This is a genomic window from Streptomyces durhamensis (assembly GCF_000725475.1).
GTDB classification, from domain to species: Bacteria; Actinomycetota; Actinomycetes; order Streptomycetales; family Streptomycetaceae; genus Streptomyces; species Streptomyces filipinensis.
The window spans coordinates 300,730-320,129 of sequence record NZ_JNXR01000004.1 but is presented as its reverse complement, the minus strand read 5'-3'; the positions used below and the strand labels follow the sequence as shown (position 1 = coordinate 320,129).

Here is a 19,400-nt window from a genome sequence, read left to right as displayed (position 1 = left end):
TCCGTGAGCAAGGTGCTGTACGTGCATGCCAAGGGCGGGCCCCCGGTGGGTCATGCACTGACGCGGGTGGCCGCGAGGTCCGCGGTGCACCTACTGGCCCTCAGCGAACTGCCCGCCCCCGTGGCGCATGACGCGGCGAGGCTGTGCGCATCGGTCGTCGCCGCCCTCGACGCACCCGGTGATGACCTGGTCGACCTCATCACCACCCGAGCCCGGGAGGTGGGGGCGGACGCCGTCCTGACCTTTTCGGAGTACGCGGTGGTCGCGGTCGCCGAGGCCTCGCGGCGGCTCGGCCTGAAGGGCGCCGGGCCTGCCGCCGCCCTCGCCCGGGACAAACGCCTGATGCGGGCCGCGTGGGAGCGTCGCGGCATACCGCAGCCGCGGTTCCGCGCCGTCACCAGCGCCGCCGAACTGGAGCAGGCGACCATCGAGTTGTCATGCCCACTCCTTTTGAAGGCGGCCTGGAGCGCCGGCTCGACCGCACACCAGATCATCGAGCGGCCCGGGGACGCCCTCGACGCCTGGCAGCGGTCGCGCGCGGTGATGGCCGAGTCCGCGCTGCTCGGATTCGCGGAACTGCACGTTCCCGGCGCCTCGGAGGACTTCATCGTCGAGGAGATCGTCAGCGGTTGCGCCGAGGAGTGGTTCGACGGCCCCGGCTGGGGTGACTACGTCAGCGTCGAGGGTGCGGTCGTCGACGGCGTCTTCCGCCCGGTCTGCCTGAGCGGGCGGATGCCGACCGTGGCGCCCTTCACCGAGCGCGCCGGCATCACCCCGGCCGCCGTGCAGGGCGAGGCCCAGCGCACCATCGTGGACCTCGCCCGGCGCGCCGTGGACGCCCTGGGGCTGGAGAACTGCGGCACCCACACGGAGATCAAGCTGGGCGGGGAGGGCCGTATGTGGGTCATCGAGACGGCCGCACGGTTCGGCGGGGCGATGACGGTGCCGCAGATCGAGGAGGTCTTCGGCCTGGATGTGGCCGGTATGTTCACCGACCAGCTGCTCGGCGGCTCACCCGGCTGGCCCGCACGGGCGTTGACGCCCGAGGACGCGACCGGCGCGGCCGGATCGCTGGTGGTCCTCGCCGTGCAGGCCGACGGCAGCCCCTGGCCCCGCCGCCATCGATGGGACTCCTCGGCGGTCGTCCGTTCGGCGCCGGTCGGTGCCGGCAGCACGCTGTCCGTCGTCCGTGAGAGCTCCCTGCCGGACGGGTGCCCCGTGCCGGTCTACGACCCCGCCGCCGGGGCCAACACCATGGCGGGGCTGTGCCTGTTGTCGGCGGACCAGCCGCAGTCCGTCGTCCGTGACTTCACCGCCCTGGTCGACGCGCTGCCGCGCATCCTGCCGACGGACGTCACCGAGGGGGCCCGGCCATGACACACGCACCGCGCGCAGCCGGGGTCCCCGACGTGGCGGGCGATCGTACCGTCGTCGGCGGCAACTTGTCGCTGCCGTTGTTCCGCGCGCTGTCCGGCGTGCTCGCCGGACACCCGTACCTGAAGGTCGTGGTGGACAGGGCCGAGGACACCTGGCATCTGCTCGACACCCGGGTGCACCCCTTCCACGTCGACTACATCGCCACGCGCATCCTCGGTATGAGGCCGGACGAACTCGACACGGAACTCGACGCGTTCAACGCCTCCGTGTACATGGCGCCTGACCGCCGCTTCCTGCTCGGGGTGCTGTCCCTGCACAGCGACGAGGACACAGACGGCTCCGAGCGGCCCTTCCTGGTCCTGGAGACGACCGAGGCGGACACCATGCACGCCGCGTTGCTGGAGGAGTTCTACCACTACGTCCGCACGAGGGTGGACGGGCGCCTGCCGCTGCTGCTGAAACCGGCGAACCACGGTCAGGAGCACGAACTCGCCTCGGTCAGCGAGGCACGCGTACCGCGCATCCTCAGCCAGGAGCTGTTCGGCAACCGGATCCGGACCTGCCTCAATCCGGGGGTCGCCGAAGGCCGGCTGCGCTACTTCCGCAGTCCGGAGGAGTACCGCGGCGCCGCCGCACAGCCCGGCTGGGCGGACATCGTCGCGATGTCCTGCCTGCCCGATGACATACCCCGGGTGGCCGGGTTCATCAACACGGCGCCCACCACGCCGCTTTCGCACACCAACGTCCTGGCCTCGGGCTGGGGCATCCCGAACGCCATCGTCCGTGACCTGGACGCTCTGGTGCGGCGAGAGGGACTGGATGGCGCCTGGGTGCGCTACCGGGTGTGCGAGGACGCCGTCACCCTGGAGAGGCTGTCCAGCGCCCCGGTACTGGAAAGGCCGGTCTGGCACCAGCAGCGCATCCGCATGGACGCGCCCCTGCTCGACGAGGCGCCGGTCATGGCGCTGCACCGGCTGCGGCGCTCCGACCGCGACAGCTACGGCACCAAGGCCGCCAACCTCGGCGAACTGCACCACGTCCTGGACAGCCGCACGGCGGACCTGACCGCGTTCTACGCGCGTCCGCGGCCGCCGCGGCCCGATCTGCTCACCCATCTGGCCTTACGGCTCGGGGAGCCGGGAGCACCCGTGGAACGGCTGCAGGCCGCGGCGGCCGAACGCGTGGCGGACACCGTCCGGGCGCCCGAGGGGGTGGCGCTCCCGTTCCGCCTGCACCATCTCTTCCTGACCTCGTCGTCCGCGCTCCAGCAGGGCATCGGAAAGCTGAAGATGGCGCTTGAGCTGGAGGCGCTCGACGTGATCGACTCGCTGTGTCTGGACCTGCAGCGGCTGATGCACAGCACGCCGATCCCCGACGAGGTGGCCCGGGCCGTCACCGGCGCGGTGCCGGGTCTGCTGGCCGACGGGCGTCGTCTCGTCGTGCGCTCGTCCTCCAACGCCGAGGACCTGCCGGGATTCTCGGCGGCCGGGATCTACGACTCGGTGACGACGGTACGCGGCGAGGAGCAGTTGATGGACGCCGTACGGCAGGTGTGGACTTCGCTGCTGTCGCCGCGCAGCGTGCGTCTGCGGCACGAGGCCGGCATCGTGCTGGACGACACCTACATGGGAGTGATCATCCAGGAGTATGTGCCGGCCGGACTCGGAGGTGTGCTGGTCACCTGCAATCCGACCCGGCGCGAGGACTTCCGCAACGTGTACCTCAACTGCACGACCGGTTCGCCCGAGCGGGTGGTCGACGGCAGGGTCCTGCCCCACCAGTACCTGTACAACACGGTCGAGGGCGGCGGGCGCACAGTGGACGTCGGCTCGGCGGGCGAGGACCTCCCGGCGGACACGCGCACGTCGCTGGGGGAACTGGCGCTGGCCGGGCGCCTGTTGCAGTCCCACTTCAGTGCGGCCGATCCCGACGACGCCCTGGACATCGAGTGGCTCATGACCGCTGAGGGGGCGTTCCATCTGGTCCAGATCCGTCCCTACGCCCGGTGAGGCGCGCCATGTCCTCGCTGTGGACCCGCTCTCCGGATCCGGCGATGACCCCGGCCGCCCGCCGCATCATCCGTCTGAACAACGGGTTCCAGCTGCTGTTCAACCTGTTGTGGTGGATGCCCGTGTTCTACGCCTACCAGCGTGCCGCGGGCCTGTCGGACGGCCAGATCTTCGGCATCCAGAGCATCTACTACGTCGCCTTCTGCCTGTTCGAGGTGCCGACGGGAGTCGTCGCCGACCGCGTCGGTGCCCGCAACTGCCTGCGCGCGGGTGCGGTGGTCATGACGGCGGCGAACCTGGTGCCGGTACTGGCCCCCTCGTACACGGGCTTCCTCGTGCACTTCCTCGCGATCGCCGCCGGTCGCTCCCTGACGTCGGGCGCGGCGAGCGCCTGCCTGTACGACGGGCTGCGCGCCGAAGGAGCGGACGCCCACTACCTCAGGGCTGAGGGGACGGCGCGTGCCCTCGGGCTCGCCGCCAAGGTCGTCTGCTGGCCGCTCGTCGGACCGCTGATGTCCGTGGCCCCGCAGTCCCCGTACGTGCTCAGCGCGGCGAGCGCGGCCGGCTCTCTCGGCTGCGCACTCGCCCTGCCCCGGATCGCCGCTGCTGGTACGGGCGACGGGCGGGGCGCTCCCCGGCGGCGGGGCGGAGCCCTGCTGCGTGACATGCGGGCCGCCCTGCGCACGCTTCGGTCGTCACCGTGGCTGGCCCTGCTCATGGTGCAGGGCGTGGCGGTCTTCACGCTGTCGCGGATCTGCCAGGTCAACCTGTTCCAGCCGGTGCTCCTCCGGCACGGCATCGCGGAGAGCACCCACGGCGGTGTCCTCGCGGCGATGACGGTCGCCGAGGCGGTGGCCTCCGCCCGGCCCCAGTGGCTGAGCCCGCGGCTGTCGCCCGCGGCCTGGGTGTCGCTGCTGAGCGTCCTGCTCGCCGCCGCACTCGCGGGCACCACCGTCGGCGGTCCCTGGGCCGTGGTCGGGCTGTTGTGCGTGTTCGCCGCGATCACCGGGTTCGGCTATCCCGTACAGCGCAAGCTCATCAACGACGCCATCCCGAAGGGGGCGCCGCGTGCCACGCTGCTGTCGGTCGAGAGCATCGTGGACCGTGGTGTGTGTGCGGTGGCCGCCATCGCCGCGGGCGCGTATCTGGCGGCGGGCCGGCTCGACGCACTGCTGTGGCAGTCCGCCGCCGTCACCTGCGTGCTGATACCGGTCCTTCATCTGGTCCTGCACCGCATCAGCCCGCGAGCCCCCGCACGGGGGACGCGTGGAACACGCGGTGCCGGCGCGGCCTCCACCGCAGCGGGCACACGGCCGGCGGAGGAGCCCGTCGCACTGCCCGTCGACGAGGGCGTGGCGCCGCACCCCTGATCCGGGGGGTGTCCGCTTCGGCACGGCTCGGGGCGGCAGCCGGGACGAGTCCCGGCTGCCGCCCCTGGCCTGCGGTGGGTCAGCTCACATCGACCGCGGACCAGGCCGCCTCGACCGTCTTGTACTCGGTGCTGGAGGCGCCGTAGAGGTCGGACGCCGCCTTGAGGGTGCCGGTGCGGGCGCCCTTGTAGTCGGTCGTCGAAGTGAAGTACGTGGTCAGCGCCTTGTACCAGATCTGCAGCGCCTTGTCCCTGCCGATGCCGGTGACCTTGGAGCCGTCCTTGGTGGGCGAGTCGTAGCTCACGCCGTTGATCGTCTTCGCGCCGCTGCCCTCCGACAGCAGGTAGAAGAAGTGGTTGGCGACGCCGGACGAGTTGTGCACGTCCAGGCCGCCCACACTGGAGGACCAGTAGTCGGCGGAGCCGCCGTCCTTGCTGGGCTTGTCCATGTAGCGCAGCGGCTTGCCGTCGCCGTTGATGTTGATCTTCTCGCCGATGAGGTAGTCGCCGGGGTCGGAGCTGTTGTCGGCGTAGAACTCCACGCCGGTGCCGAAGATGTCGCTGGTCGCCTCGTTCAGGCCGCCGGACTCACCGGTGTACTCCAGGCCCGCGGTGTTGGCGGTGACGCCGTGGCTCATCTCGTGCCCGGCGACATCGAGCGCGGTCAGCGGGTCGTTGTTGCCCTCACCGTCGCCGTAGGTCATGCAGAAGCAGCTGTCGTCCCAGAACGCGTTCACGTACGAGTTGCCGTAGTGGACCCGCGAGTAGGCGCCGACACCGTCGTTCTTGATGCCGCTGCGGCCGAAGGTCTTCTTGTAGAAGTCCCAGGTCTCCTGCGCGCCGTAGGCGGCATCGGCGGCGGCGGTCGCCGCGTTCGAGACCTTTCCGTCGCCCCAGGTGTCGCTGGACTGCGAGAACAGCGTGCCGGTACCGGAGGTCGCGTGGTCGAGGTTGTAGGTCTTGTGGCCACCACGCGAGGCATCGGTCAGGGAGTACGACGACCCGGACTGCGCCGTCGTCAGGTCCACCTTGCCGCTGTACTGGGTGTCTGGAAGAGCTTCTTGCCGGTGGCCGCGTCGGTGATGACGTGCAGCTGGTTCGGGGTGCCGTCGTCCTGCAGACCGCCGACGACCGTCTCGTAGGCGAGCACGGGCTTGCCGCTCACGGCCCATATGATCTTGCGCGGAGCCTGGTCCGCGGCTGTCTTCGCCGAACCCGCCGTCCTTGCCAGGCCCAGAGCCTGCTTCTCGGCCTGGGCGGCGGCGAACCGCGGCTTGAGCGAGGCAACCTTGATGGCCGCCTTGGTCGCTCTGGTCACACCCTCGGTCCTCGCGTAGGTGCGCTCGTAGCGGGTGTGGACGGTGCCGTCGGCGTCCTTGACGACGTCCTTGACGACCAGCTTCTCCTTGGCCCCCAGGCCTATCTGCTGCGCGGTCGCGGCGGCGCCGGCCTGCGCCTTCTGGATCAGACCCGTTCGGGCAGCGGCCGACAGCGTGACCGGAGCCGCGGTCAGCCGGGAGGCGCCGTCGGCGGGCTGGGCGGTGGCCGTGGTGGTGAGCGTGGTGCTCATGAGTGCCGCGGCTGCGGCGACGGCAGTGGCCGCGGCCAGTGCCGTACGCCGGTGATGTGTGTAACGGGAGGTCACACAAGCTCCTTTGTGGGGGGAATGTCCGGCCGGTATGGGGCCGACCGGGACAGTTGTGGACGTTGTCGTGCTCGTGCGGCGGTGGGAGAGAGACTGCCATGAATGACATGCTCATGTCATCAACTTCAAGGTGATGTTGACGACAAACCGCCAATCCGCGAACGAGGACCGAGGCCGCGCACATACCGTGCCGCGGCATGGGAGAACTCCCCTCGGCGGTCGGCCTGGTGTGACGTGATGTGTCACTCGCGGGCCGCCCGATTCCGCGCACCGACCGGCACGGCTGAAGGGCTGGGCGGCTGCACACACCCTCTGGGGCGGGCAGCCGGTACAGGTGTCGAGCAGGAACGACATGGCCGACTTCTCACCGTCGGCCCGCACCGACCCGCGGACCGGGTTTCGACACCGGAGCGCCACACCTCACGGAGAGACCATGTGCTCGACGGCGGCCTCGGTGACATCGGGACAGTGGTGTCGTCGCGGACCGGAGTCGTGGGAGTCACCGCTCCTCGCATGCGGCGGTCCCACAGCGAGACGGCCGGCCGGCTCAGCGCGGGCGGCCGTCCCTGCCAGGGGGCGCGGGAGGCTCACCGGGGAAAGGAACGGCACCTGCTCTGATCAGGGGCAGAGCGGTGGCGGGCAGCCCGAAAGCGGCGCTGTGCATGAAGTCTCCATGGAATGTGGGGGGTTGGAGATACACCTATGAGAAAACCCCAGCCCGAGCAGCATCCGCTACGCGCGTGGACCAGATACGACAACTCCCCCACCCCGCCTTCACCAGCAGAGCACACACCGAGTGAGGCAGACCCGGGCCGTCCCCGTGGACCGGGAATGAGGGCTGGGCGCGCTGTGAGCGTCCCCCCTGGTCAGCGGCGCTCGTTGGACGTTCTGCCGAGGGCGTCCGGCGTGCCTGGTCGGGAAGGCACATTGCGCCCGGAGGAGTTGACAGCTGGGATGGCCCAGGTCAGGGCGGCGAGGTTGCCCCCGGGCGTTGGGAAAGGGGAAAGAAGCAGATGGTCTCCATGCTCGACGGCTGCACGCCCTGGCCCGAGGAGTTCGCCGACCGCTACTGGGCGGTCGGGCACTGGCGCGGCATCACGCTGGACCACCTGCTGCGCGGCTGGGCCCTGCAGTACGGACCGCGGACCGCGCTCGTGCACGCCGAGACCCGGATCACGTACGCGAACCTGAACCGGCGCGTGGACCGCATGGCCGCCGGATTCCGGTTGCGCGGCCTTCGACCCGGGCAACGGGTCGTCGTCCAGCTGCCGAACGTTCCCGAGTTCGTCATCACCGCGTTCGCGCTCATGCGCGCCGGCGCGGTCCCCGTGTTCTGCCCGGTCCCACTCCGCGCGCCCGAGGTGTCCCATGTCGCGCGGGTCACCGAGGCCGCCGGCTACGTCGGTCCGTCGACGTACCAGGGTTTCGACCACACGGCGATGGCCGCGGACATCGCGGCCCAGGGACCCTTCCTGCGGCGGGTGTTCACCCTTGAGACGGCCACCTCGTTCCCGTACGGCGGTCTGAGGACCGACCCGTCGGGCTGCCACTACTTCCCGCTGAGCTCCATCGACGCCCCGCCCGAGGGGCCCCTCGCGCAGAGCGCCGACCAGGTGGCCTTCTTCCTGCTCTCCGGCCGTTCGACCACCGCGCCCATGCTCGTTCCGCGCACCCACAACGACTACGCCTACCAGGCGCGGGCCGCCGCCGAACTGGTGTCACTGACCGAGAGCGACGTGTATCTCGCCGCACTGCCCGCCGCGTTCAACTTGGCCTTCGGCTGTCCCGGCATCGTCGGCACCCTCTCCGTGGGCGGCACCGTCGTCCTGGTCGAGGGCCAGGAACCCGCCGAGTGCCTTCCCGTCATCGACCGGGAGCGGGTCACCGTCACATCGCTGGAACCCGCCGTCACCCAGTCGTGGCTCGACGTACTTCCCACGGTCCAGGCCGACTTGGGGTCTCTGCGTCTCCTCCAGGTCGGTGGTGCGCCCTTGCACCGGGCGACCGCCGAACGCGTCGGTCCGGAACTGGGATGCCGCCTGCAGCAGGTCTTCGGCATGGCCGAGGGACTGCTCACACTCACCCGGCTCGACGACCCGGACGAGACCATGCTGACCACGCGGGGCCGCCCGCTCTCGCCCGACGACGAGATCCGCGTGGTCGACGCCGACGGCAAGGACGTGCCCGACGGGGAATCCGGCGAACTCCTCACCCGCGGCCCGTACACCCCGCGGGGCCACTACCGGGCGCCCGACCACAACGCACGCGCCTTCACCCCCGACGGCTACTTCCGCACGGGCGACCTCGCGCGTCGCACCCCGGACGGCAACCTGGTCGTGACCGGCCGCCTCGACGCCCCCGCCGCGAGCTGACCACAAGCATCCAGCCGGTGACCGGCAAGGCCCGTCACCCGCCTTCACGATCATCGCCGGCAACGTCACCGCACACCCTGCGAGTTCCGCAGCGCGGTCCACGACCGGCCGGCGCGAAATCGGTACCCGGGCGGGCTCATCGTCGCGATCATGGACCAGTCACAGTCCCGCGACCGCCGAGGAGCCCCTCGTCATGCCCGTACCCGCCGATCCGACGGTCCTCCACCCGATGCCCGAGCAGCCGCGGGTGGTGCTGCTCAAGCCGCTGGTGAAGTCCCCGCTGATCGAAGTCGGAGAGTACTCCTACTACGACGATCCTGAGGACGCGACCGCGTTCGAGACACGCAACGTGCTCTACCACTACGGGCCGGAGAGGCTGGTCATCGGCAAGTTCTGCGCGCTGGGCACGGGGGTGCGGTTCATCATGAACGGCGCCAACCACCGCATGGACGGTCCCTCGACCTTCCCCTTCCCCACCATGGGCGGCTCCTGGGCCGAACACTTCGATCTGCTCACCGGCCTGCCCAACCGAGGTGACACCGTCGTCGGCAACGACGTCTGGTTCGGCCACGGCACCACGATCATGCCCGGCGTACGGATCGGACACGGAGCGATCATCGGCTCCGGTGCCGTCGTCACCGGCGACGTGCCCGACTACGGCATCGTCGGCGGCAACCCCGCCCGGCTCATCCGCACCCGCTACGACGACCCGGACATCGCTCGGTTGCTGGCGGTGGCCTGGTGGGACTGGCCCGCGGAGCACATCACGGAGCACGTACGGACCCTCATGTCGGGCAGTGTCGCCGACCTGGAAGCCGCCGCCCCGCACACCCCATGACACCCGGAGCGGGCCTGCTCGGCAGGCCCGCTCCTCGGCGGGGACGGTCTGCCGGTGACCACCTCCTCGGCGGCGCGGCACTCGGCGGCGCCGTGCTATGGCGTCGGTCACAGCACTCCGCCGATATAGGGGCACGCTTAGTAGAGGCGATATGGAAGACAATCAAGCATTTGTCCGACTTAGCCCAGATGTGGATCCCGCCGCGCGTCCTGGGGTTCCCCCGGTCGGCCCACGCGCCCCTCGCCGCGTGATGTAAGGCATCTGACGCCGCGGCAGCTTTCCCTCCCGCCCGCCCTGTGCGGACCGCAGACCCATGCACTGCCCTGGCGAGGTTCCGGGACCTACGAGGCGATGTAGTGGCGGGGGCCCGTTGCGCTCCCTGTCGAGCCGTTCTAAGAATGACGACCCACAGGACGTCGCCGCAGTTCGGAACCGGTGTTCACACAGAGTCGACCACGCACCGGGGGCTCGGCGTCACCGAGTGAGTAGGAGCCCCCCACATGAAGTCGTCCCGAACGTCCGCGAGACTCCTCGCCCTCGCTCTCGGCCTCGGTCTGGCCTCCGGCGCGCTGGGCGCGGCGGTGCCGGCCGGCGCCCAGACGGCCGACACCCCCTCCGGTGCCACCGGTACCTCCGCGCCGCAGTACACCGGGTCGGTCGAGGAGGCCGCGAACAACAAGGCGTTCTTCGAGGCCGTGCTCAAGTCCGTCGCCGAGAAGCGTGCCGCACAGCCGAACGCGCAGGCGGTGACTCTCCACTACAACGCCTCCCAGGCACCGAGCTTCCGTTCGCAGATAGCGAGCGCGGCCTCGATCTGGAACAGCTCCGAGTCCAACGTCAAGCTCCAGGAGACGTCAACCGGTAGTGCCGACTTCTCCTACCGCGAAGGCAACGACCCGCGCGGTTCCTACACCTCCGCCAACGGCCACGGAAGCGGCATCGTCTTCCTCGACTACACCCAGAACCAGCAGTACGACTCGGTCCGCGTCGTCACCCACGAGACCGGGCACGTGCTGGGCCTGCCGGACGACTACGGCGGGCCGTGCAGTGAGCTGATGTCGGGCGGCAGCGCCGGCCCGTCCTGCACCAGCCGCTACCCGAACGCCACCGAGCGCTCGCGTGTCGACCAGCTGTGGGCCACCGGACTCGCGCATGCCCCGGCCACGGCACCCACCGGCCCGCTCCCAGGCGGTGCCGCCGGTCAGGGCGAGCCACCGATCAGCGGCGGCGCCCAGGCCCCCGGCACGCCCGCGATCACCGCGCCGGCACCCGCACCCGTGCTGATCCGTATCGGCTGATCCACGGCAGGTCGCCGCCTCCCCGACCGCGTCAGCCGGTGCCGCTGGGTGGTGTATGGCGCACTGATCGGGGGCGTCCTGGTCGGCCTGGTGGCCTGGGTGGCTACGGTCATGCTGCGGGAACGCCTGCGCAGCCGCCCGCGGTCCGGCGGGCCGGATCGGCGGCGCGCCGGCACAGCCACGCAGGACGCGACGGCGACCACTGACGGTGCCACGGACCGACCCGGGCCGCCCGGGACGGGAACGCGGCGGCCCGGATGTCTGGGATAGCGTCCCTCTCACTCCGGAACAAGTGAGAGGGACGTCGTGCAAGTTGAGATACGCGGGCAGCGTGGCCGCCGGTGGGTCGCCTTCGGGTTGATCGGGTTCGGGTCGCTGTTCTTGGTCATCGGGCTGATCCTCGCGGGGGTGTCGGTCTCCTTCCTGACGGATGCGAACCGTGCCCGCGGCACAGTGGTGGCCCTGGAGTGGCGCACCGACCACAGCAGCACGTCTCGCGGGAAGCGGGTGAACGACAAGCCCATGGCGTACCCGGTCGTCAGGTTCACGTCAGCGGATGGCACACCGAGGACGTTCCGGGACTCCACGGGTTCCAGCCCACCGGCGTACGAGAAGGGTGAGGGGGTCGAGGTGCTCTACCGGGCGGACTCCCCCGAGGACGCGCGGATCAACGGGTTCGCCTCGCTGTGGCTGCTGCCGCTGATCTTCAGCGGGCTCGGACTGGGTGTCGCGGGGGTCGGGACGATCATCGCGGTGGTGACGCGGAAGCGTTCCCGGGCTGTGAATTCGACACGGCCGATCTCCGCACCAGCCGTACCGCGAAGGTAAGGGCAACTTCCTCCTCCCCCTACGGGGACTTCCGTCAACTGTGCACGCTTCCAACTGAACAGGTGGTTTCTCCCGCTGCTCCCTGTATCGGCGTTTTTCTGCCGGGCGCCGGGAGAGCTATCGGTCGATCGCCCTCCAGACGAAGGAGAACACCATGCGTGTACGTCCTGCTCTCGCCGCCGCCGCTCTCGCCGCCACCGCAGTCCTCGGTTGGGCAGGCGCCGCAGCCGCTGACGCCGGGGCCCAAGGTGTTGCCTGGGGCTCTCCCGGGGTGCTGAGCGGCAACCTGATCCAGGCGCCCGTACACGTGCCGGTCAACGCATGCGGCAACAGTGTCTCCGTCGTCGGGATCCTGAACCCCACGTTCGGCAACACGTGCGAGAACCTGTAGGCCCGTACGGCCCGTTCGCACTCAGGTGCCGGAGCTGAGCCAGACGCGAAGGGCCCACCACAGGTGTGCGCAGTGGACGAGGGAACCGGTGAGCTCGTGGCCTGTGAGGTCCTGCAGGCGGCGGATGCGGTACTTCACCGTGTTCGGGTGCACGTGCACGGCGGAAGCCGTGGGCCCGATGCGGGCACCGTGGTCGAGGTAGGCCACGGCCGTACGGGCGAGCTCCCGGTGGAAGGGGTCGGCCGGGTCCAGGACGGGCAGAAGTTCCGCTGCCAGCAGGCGGCCCAGTTCGGGTTGCGCCGCGAGGGCCGTCGGCAGCGCCAGTGCCGTCAGCTTCTGCGGGCCGGCCTCCGTGGTGGCCCGCAGCGCTCGGCGGCACACCTCGTACATCCCGGGCAGGCGCGCGGGTGGCACGGGCGGCGAGACGACCAGCGGTGGCAGGCCCGCGGGCAGCTCGGGCATGTGGTGCAGTACGGCGGCGAGCGTTCCGTCGACCATGCCGGTCAGCCCGGCAGACCCGAGCACGGCCTCCACGTGCCGCGCCGTCGAAGGGTCGCTGATCTCACTCACCACGCAGTGGTAGGCGCGCCCGGGTTCCAGTGGCCGGTCCACGGGCTCGCCGCGCAGGAGCGCCCGCAGCCGCTGGGCGGTGCTCTCCCGGGCCGTCCTGGCCAACTCCAGCTCGGTGATCCGGTGGGCGTGGACCATCCGGTGTTCCAGGGCCGTGGTGATCGTATCGATCCGGGTGACCGCGTCCAGCAGGGCTTCGGCTGTCATCTCGGCGGCCCGGCCGCGCTCCACGACCGTCCGCACCAGCCACGACCGTCCGGCTTGGAAGCCGTCCAGCAGCGCGGCGACCGGCACGCCTTGCAGGGCCCGGTCGGTTCCCAGCCGGTCGGCCGCGGCGAGGTCGTCCTCGTCGGGCCCGCCGCGCACCAAGGCGGCGGACGCGGCTTCGAGGACGGCCTGCGTGTGCCGCCTGACCTCGTGCTCCGGCAGCGCACCGACCTGCGGCGACCTGGCACGCGCGGTGGCCACCGTCTCCTCCAGCAACGACCGGTCGTCGCCGGCCAGCCGGATCAGTTCCTGCACGCCCTCGCTCGTCACCCCGCCATTGTCCGCGACGCACAACGCCACGCCGTCCCGCTGGCCCATCGGTCCTGTGCGCGCGGCCGGCGCTCTGGTTGGGTTGCCCGGGTGGCCGGAAGTTCGAAATGAGCGCGAGGCCCGGCAGCATGGGAGACACCAGATGAATCTCGCCCACTGGATCACCGGTGGCACCAGGATCGAGCTGAACGGCCACCACCTGTTCATCCGCCAGGACGGAGAAGGCATACCCGTCACGCTCCTGCACGGCTTCCCCACCTCTTCGCACGACTGGGCGATGACCGTCCCGCACCTGGTCCAGGCCGGATGCCGGACGACCACGCTCGACCTGCTCGGATTCGGTCAGAGCGACAAGCCCCGCCACCACCGCTACTCCGTCCACGAGCAAGCGGACCTGGTCGAGGCCGCCTGGGAGCGGCTGCACATCGGCGAGACCGCACTGGTCGCCCACGACTACGGTGTCTCGGTCGCCCAGGAGCTGCTGGCCCGTGCCCCCGGCCGTATCACCCGCACCGCCCTGCTGAACGGCGGCCTCTACGCCGACCTCCACCGTCCGATCCCGCTCCAGCGCCTCCTGCACAGCCGCGTCGGCCCGCTCCTGGCCCGCCTCACCGACGAGAGGAGATTCACCGCGAACCTGCGCAGCGTCCTGGCCAAGCCCGTCCCGGACGAGCTCCTGCACGACATGTGGACGTCCGTCGCCCGGGACGACGGCCATCACCTGGCCCCGCGCCTGTTGCGCTACATCGACGACCGCCGCACCCACTTCCACCGCTGGACCCGCTCCCTCGAACAGTACGAGGGCCCGCTGCTCTTCGTCTGGGGTCCCGACGACCCCGTCAGCGGAGCCCATGTGCTGGATCGCCTCCGCCGGCGGCTCCCCCACGCAGCCTTCACCGTGCAGGCCTGCATCGGCCACTACCCGCAGGTCGAAGCGCCCGAGGAGACCGCGCGGGCACTGGCCGCCTTCCTTGCGGGCTAGGCCGCTTCCTTCGGCTCGGCGCTGAGAGCGGACGAGAACGCCTGCCAGGTGGCGCATGTGCGCACAGATGTTGCACCCAGGTGATTTCCTCCATGAACAGGCCGTATCGGTGCCGCCTTTCGCTAGGGTCATGGCACCGGCCGCCGTCGTGCCCCCCCCCCCGCCACCGGGACGGTTGGCCGTCGGCCATGAGGAGCTCGTATGCACTACTACGACCTCGGCAGCCACGGACGGCGCGTGACGACGTCGTCCACCGAGGCGCAGACGTGGTTCGACCGCGGGCTGAACTGGACGTACGCCTTCAACCACGAGGAGGCCGTCCGCTGTTTCGAGGCCGCCGCCGCGGCGGATCCCGACTGCGCCATGGCCGACTGGGGCGTGGCCTACGCGCTCGGTCCGAACTACAACAAGCCCTGGGAGGCTTTCGACGAGCAGGATCTGGGACGGTCGGTGGAGCGTGCGCACGCGGCCGTGCAGCGCGCCCATGCCAAGGCTCCCGGCGCCGGCCCGGTCGAACAGGCCCTCATCGGTGCGCTGTGTGCCCGCTACCCACGAGCCCAGGCCCCGGATGTCGAGGACTGCTCCGTGTGGAACGCGGACTACGCCGACAGCATGCGGGCCGTGCACCGTCTGGCGGCCGACGACCTCGACGTGGCCACCTTGTACGCCGACGCCCTGATGAACCTCACGCCCTGGCAGCTGTGGGACATCCGCACGGGCAGTCCGGCCCGGGGCTCGCGCACCGTCGAAGCCACATCAGTGCTCGAACAGGCGATCGCAACGGAGGCCGGCGGTCGGCACCCAGGCCTGCTCCACATGTACATCCACCTGATGGAGATGTCACCGACACCCGAGGCGGCTCTGCCCGTGGCGGACCGGCTGCGCGGTCTGGTGCCGGACGCGGGCCATCTCCAGCACATGCCGTCACACCTCGAAGTGCTCTGCGGCGACTTCCGCCGAGTGATCTCCGACAACACCGCGGCGATCGCGGCGGACGAGAAGTTCCACGCCAGGGCCGGGGCGATGAACTTCTACACCCTCTACCGGTGTCACAACTACCACTTCAAGATCTACGGTGCGATGTTCCTCGGCCGCTTCCAGGACGCGACGGAAACGGCGGACCGGCTCGAAGCGGCTGTGCCCGAGGAACTGCTGCGTATGGAAAGCCCGCCCATGGCGGACTGGCTGGAGGGCTTCCTCGCGATGCGGGTGCACGTACTGATCCGCTTCGGGCGCTGGGCCGACATCCTGCGCCTTCCGCTGCCCGCCGACGCCCAGCTGTACTGCGTGACCACGGCGATGCTGCGCTACGCGCGCGGGATCGCCCTGTCGGCCACGGGCCGCATCGACGAGGCCGACGCCGAACGTGCCCTCTTCCGCGACGCGGCCGCCCGTGTCCCGCAGACTCGGACGCTGTTCAACAACACCTGCGCGGACATCCTGGCGATCGCCGCGCAGATGCTGGACGGAGAGCTGGACTACCGCAAGGGGAGGTACGAATCGGCCTTCGCGGCGCTGCGCCGTTCGATCGAGCTGGACGACGGCCTTCCGTACGACGAGCCCTGGGGGTGGATGCAGCCCACCCGGCACGCGTACGGCGCCCTGCTTCTCGAACGGGGCCTGGTCAAGGAGGCCGAGGCCGTCTACCGCGCCGACCTCGGACTCGACGACACGCTGCCACGCCCCCTGCAGCACCCGGGCAACGTCTGGGCCCTGCACGGCCTCCACGAGTGCCTCATGCGCCTCGGCAGGCAGGGAGAGGCGCGGATCGTGGCCCAGCAGCTGAAGTTCGCCGCAGCGATGGCCGACGTACCGATCGAAGCGTCGTGCTTCTGTCGTCTGGAGACCTTCGCAGACCCCACGCCCCGGCACGGCTGCTGTAACGGACAGCAGTGAGCATGACGGGTCCTCAGGGGAGCGGCCGGACCGCTAGCCGTCGGACCGGTCCAGCACGGTGCGGCAGTGTGCCCAGGCCGACTCGGACAGCAGTGGCCGCCATCGGGTGAACAGGCCGAGCAGGTCCGCCCCGTAGCGCGAGCGGGCCTCTGGGCTGACGGCGGCGATGTCCAGCTCGTTCGCGGCGGTGAGCTCGGCGAAGTCCCGACGTGCTGTCAGGCTTGGCTGCGTGTGCGTTCCGGTGAACCGGTCGACGAACGTGCCTGCGTCATCGGTCAGGCCCCGGTAGGAGGATGTGCGGTCGCAGGAAGCGTAGAAGTAGACGAGTGCTTCCGCCTCGGCGCCGATCGCCTCGACCAGTTCCGCCCGGCGCCCCAGGTCCAGCAGCGCGACGGGGAACCCGTCCGTCCCGTAGAACGCGTGACACAGCCCGGCCGACACCAGCGCCGGACGAGCGCCCCACGCGGCGAGAAGTGCGCTGACTCGCTTCAGGTGGGCCAGCAGGGTCCCACCGGGATGCTCGATCTCCTCGGCTCCGGCCGCCTGCAGGATGGCCAGCGCTTCTGCGGTCATCTCGACATCACCCGTCCGAACGATCGCCGCCTGATGGGAAGCACTCCCGATGGTAGGCCGCGGGCCGGCCGCTCACTTCGGGGCCGGGACAGCGGTCGCCTGCCGGTGCCGGGCCAGGCTTCGCGCGATACGGCGTTCGAGCCCTGCCCGGCAGTCGGGCCACTCCTGCGCGGTGATCGAAAAGATCGCGGAGTCACGCAGCCGGCCCTCCTCACCGGGCACCCATGACCGGGACCAGTTCCGCAGCACGCCCTCGAACCGTGCGCCGGCCGCCTCTATCGCGGCCCGCGACCGACTGTTGCGCGCGTCGGTCTTCAGGTCGAGGCGTGCCACCGCCCAGTTCTCGAACGCGTGCCGGAACAACAAGTACTTGGCCTCGGTGTTCACCCCCGAGCCCTGCGCCGACGCCGCGAGCCAGGTGAACCCGACCTCGATCGCGCTCAGACCGTCTCCGTCCAGCCACAGCCTCGGATCCCAGTAGGCCGTGGTCCCGACCGCCCGCCCTGACGCCCGGTCCACCTGCGCGTACGGGGCGAGCTTGCCGGCAGCGGCTCGCGCGAGCTGGGCATCGATGTACCCGTGGACCTCGTCCGCCGTGGGAACCCAGGTGAACCGGTACGAGCTGCGGTCCTCCTCCGCCGCCACCGCCAGGTCCGCCGCATGCCCGTGATCCAGAGGCTCCAGCCGCACCAGTGCGCCTTCCAGAACCGGTCCTTCCAGGACGAAACTCATCGCTCGCCACTCCCACGTCGGCACAGGCTCGTATCCGGGCCGAAGGGCCCGAGCCCGCAGCGTTCCAGAAGCATCGCTCGATGTCGCGCGAATTCCTCACGAGCGTGGGATGAAGGTGCTGTGCGGCGCGCTCCGCAAGCGGCGCACAGCACATCACGTGCCGGGCAGGTCCGGTGTCCTGTCAGGTGTCGGCCGTGGTCAGCTGCTGGTCAGCAGTTGCCGGACGACGTATCCGGCGGAGTCCACGCCGGAGCTGCCTCCTTCGACCAGGGCCGCGACCGCTGTATGGGAGTCGTACGCGGTCAGCCAGCCGTTGGTGTGGTCCCCTTCTTCCGCCGTGCCCGTTTTCGCGCCGACGCCCGGCAGCCCCGCGAGGCGCGGGGCCGCGGTACCGGTGGAGGCCGCGCTGCGCATCATCGTCTGGAGGTAGCCCGCGGTGCGGCCGGTGATGGGGCGGGGGGCGGTCTGCTGGTGCTGACCCGGCAGGATGACGGGCTGCTTGAATCCGACGCCTCGCACGGTGGCCGCCACGGACGCCATGAACAACGGCGTGGCCGTGACCTTGCCCTGGCCTATGAACTGGGCTGCCTGGTCGCCGCCCTGGGCGTCGGCCGGGATGCTCGGATCGGTGGTGGCGACCCCGCCGCCGATGGACCAGCTGCCCATGCCGAAGACATTGACGGCCTCGTCGTGCAGGGCGGAGGCGTCGCCGTCGTGCACGAGGTAGTGGAAGCCGTCCTTGATGAAGGAGGTGTTGCAGGACACCGTGAACGCCTGGGTGAGCGTGGAGCCGGGGTTGGCCCTCACGCCCGGGTCGTTGTGGAAAAGCTGGCTGTTGGCCGTCAGGGAGTCCGTGCAGGGCGCGGGACTGTCCGCGGTGAGGCCCGCCTGGTCGAACAGGGCCGCCGAGGTGATGATCTTCATGGTGGAGCCCGGCGACTTGATGCCGTTGATGGCGATGTCCCCGTCTGCTCCCGTGTGCGCGATCGCGAGGATGTGGCCGTTGCTCCAGTCGAGCGCTACCGTACCGGCCGGCTTGTTCTGCAGGTGGGCGTCCGTCACCGCGTGCTCGGCCACGGTCTGCATGCGGGCGTCGATCGTCGTCCTGATGACCGGTGTCCGGCCCTTGGAGAAGACCTCCAGCGTCTTCACCCCCGCACCGGCGCCATCGACCACCGCGACACCGGTACCCACGGTGCCGCCCTTGGGCTTGACCTTCTGGCGGATGGTCGCCGCGATGTCCCGCAAGGAGGAGAACGTGGTCAGGTCGGTCTTGCCGTCGCTCGCCACCACCTTCGCCGAGCTCGCACCGGCGGGGAGCTTGCCGGCGGTGAGTGACTGGCCGTCACCGAGACCGGGATACAGCACCGAGTTGTTCCAGTGCACCGCCGGCACGCCGTTCGTGCTGCGTACCACCGCCGCGGCGCTGGGGTAGGTCCACGTGCCCCCCGCCACCTCGGCCCGCACGTCGAAGGTGACCTTGGTGGCGCCCGGTGTCACCGTGGACGGGCCTGCCGATTCCACGTGGTCGAACGTCAGCTTCTTCAGACGCAGGCCCTCCTTGTAGGAGTGCAGCGCTCGCGTCGCCGTGGCGGGCGTGTCGGTGTCCCCGGCGGCCTCCTCGAAGCGCTGCCTGGACCAGCTGTCCAGGAAGGCACGTGTCAGCTTGACCGCCGTGGCGTTCGACGGAGGCGTGCTCGACAGTGTGGACGGGTCGAATGTGCGGGCCGTGTCGGGGCGGCCGTCCCCTGATGCGCCACCGGTCAACCCGCGGACGAGGTTGTAGGTGCCGATTCCCCCGGCGACGAGCAGTGCCGTGCATGTCCCGGCGATGCCGAGCTTCACAGGTCTGTTCATGCGGGGATTCTGTCGTTTCGGGGCCGGGGTGGCCTGAGTACGCGTACTCAGGCCACACTGATCAACAAGCCCTACTCTTCGGCTGATCGACACACTCTTGGACGCGGGACCAAGCGGGGGAAACAC

Annotated in this window: 14 protein-coding genes and 1 pseudogene; 10 read left to right on the top strand and 5 right to left on the bottom strand. The window is 70.4% G+C overall.

The genetic code is table 11. The features are described 5' to 3' along the window. The first annotated feature begins 3 nt into the window (after positions 1 to 3). The 3 genes from IO33_RS0107480 to IO33_RS0107470 are packed head-to-tail and all read left to right on the top strand — an operon-like array spanning position 4 to position 4,756. Positions 4 to 1,377 (top strand): ATP-grasp domain-containing protein, encoded by a 1,374-nt coding sequence (locus tag IO33_RS0107480; protein WP_031161636.1) that lies wholly within the window; start codon positions 4 to 6, stop codon positions 1,375 to 1,377. Next, on the top strand, positions 1,374 to 3,386 hold the full coding sequence (locus IO33_RS0107475) for a PEP/pyruvate-binding domain-containing protein (protein WP_031161634.1): 2,013 nt from the start codon (positions 1,374 to 1,376) through the stop codon (positions 3,384 to 3,386). Before IO33_RS0107480 ends, IO33_RS0107475 begins: the two co-directional genes overlap by 4 nt. An 8-nt stretch (positions 3,387 to 3,394) precedes the next feature. Continuing rightward, positions 3,395 to 4,756 (top strand): MFS transporter, encoded by a 1,362-nt coding sequence (locus IO33_RS0107470; protein ID WP_051926506.1) that lies wholly within the window; start codon positions 3,395 to 3,397, stop codon positions 4,754 to 4,756. 79 nt (positions 4,757 to 4,835) lie between these two features. Here IO33_RS0107470 and IO33_RS43945 read toward each other — a convergent pair. After that, positions 4,836 to 6,400 (bottom strand): annotated as a pseudogene (locus IO33_RS43945) (M4 family metallopeptidase). Between the two features lie 1,013 nt (positions 6,401 to 7,413). Between IO33_RS43945 and IO33_RS0107460 the strand changes: the two are divergent. The 5 genes from IO33_RS0107460 to IO33_RS0107440 all read left to right on the top strand — a co-directional run bounded on the left by IO33_RS0107460 (position 7,414) and on the right by IO33_RS0107440 (position 12,127). Beyond that, entirely contained in the window at positions 7,414 to 8,772 is a 1,359-nt protein-coding gene (locus tag IO33_RS0107460; RefSeq protein ID WP_245235728.1) for a (2,3-dihydroxybenzoyl)adenylate synthase, read from the top strand. A 193-nt stretch (positions 8,773 to 8,965) separates the two neighbouring features. Then, complete coding sequence (locus IO33_RS0107455; RefSeq protein WP_031161627.1) at positions 8,966 to 9,610, top strand: CatB-related O-acetyltransferase; 645 nt, start codon at positions 8,966 to 8,968, stop codon at positions 9,608 to 9,610. Between the two features lie 500 nt (positions 9,611 to 10,110). After that, entirely contained in the window at positions 10,111 to 10,908 is a 798-nt protein-coding gene (gene snpA, locus IO33_RS0107450; RefSeq protein ID WP_078963378.1) for a snapalysin, read from the top strand. A gap of 306 nt (positions 10,909 to 11,214) precedes the next feature. Then, positions 11,215 to 11,736: a DUF3592 domain-containing protein gene (locus IO33_RS0107445; RefSeq protein ID WP_031161622.1), complete on the top strand. Its 522-nt coding sequence runs from the start codon at positions 11,215 to 11,217 to the stop codon at positions 11,734 to 11,736. A 154-nt stretch (positions 11,737 to 11,890) separates the two neighbouring features. Continuing rightward, on the top strand, positions 11,891 to 12,127 hold the full coding sequence (locus tag IO33_RS0107440) for a chaplin (RefSeq protein WP_031161620.1): 237 nt from the start codon (positions 11,891 to 11,893) through the stop codon (positions 12,125 to 12,127). 21 nt (positions 12,128 to 12,148) lie between these two features. Here IO33_RS0107440 and IO33_RS0107435 read toward each other — a convergent pair whose 3' ends face one another. Then, on the bottom strand, positions 12,149 to 13,234 hold the full coding sequence (locus IO33_RS0107435) for an RsbRD N-terminal domain-containing protein (protein WP_037685068.1): 1,086 nt from the start codon (positions 13,232 to 13,234) through the stop codon (positions 12,149 to 12,151). A gap of 142 nt (positions 13,235 to 13,376) precedes the next feature. Between IO33_RS0107435 and IO33_RS0107430 the strand changes: the two genes are divergently transcribed. Together IO33_RS0107430 and IO33_RS0107425 are read left to right on the top strand one after the other, a co-directional pair. After that, on the top strand, positions 13,377 to 14,216 hold the full coding sequence (locus IO33_RS0107430; RefSeq protein ID WP_031161617.1) for an alpha/beta fold hydrolase: 840 nt from the start codon (positions 13,377 to 13,379) through the stop codon (positions 14,214 to 14,216). Between the two features lie 201 nt (positions 14,217 to 14,417). Further along, positions 14,418 to 16,112, top strand: a complete 1,695-nt coding sequence (locus IO33_RS0107425; RefSeq protein ID WP_031161615.1) for a tetratricopeptide repeat protein — start codon at positions 14,418 to 14,420, stop codon at positions 16,110 to 16,112. A 33-nt stretch (positions 16,113 to 16,145) separates the two neighbouring features. On the opposite strand, the gene IO33_RS0107420 is transcribed toward IO33_RS0107425, so the two are convergent. The 3 genes from IO33_RS0107420 to IO33_RS0107410 all read right to left on the bottom strand — a co-directional run bounded on the left by IO33_RS0107420 (position 16,146) and on the right by IO33_RS0107410 (position 19,274). Beyond that, positions 16,146 to 16,685, bottom strand: a complete 540-nt coding sequence (locus IO33_RS0107420) for a DUF6817 domain-containing protein (RefSeq protein WP_031161612.1) — start codon at positions 16,683 to 16,685, stop codon at positions 16,146 to 16,148. Positions 16,686 to 16,757: 72 nt separating this feature from the next. Continuing rightward, positions 16,758 to 17,417, bottom strand: a complete 660-nt coding sequence (locus IO33_RS0107415) for a GNAT family N-acetyltransferase (protein ID WP_031161610.1) — start codon at positions 17,415 to 17,417, stop codon at positions 16,758 to 16,760. Between the two features lie 198 nt (positions 17,418 to 17,615). Then, the gene (locus tag IO33_RS0107410; protein WP_031161608.1) at positions 17,616 to 19,274 is read right to left on the bottom strand and encodes a penicillin-binding transpeptidase domain-containing protein; all 1,659 of its coding nucleotides are present in this window, start codon (positions 19,272 to 19,274) and stop codon (positions 17,616 to 17,618) included. Positions 19,275 to 19,400 lie beyond the last annotated feature (126 nt).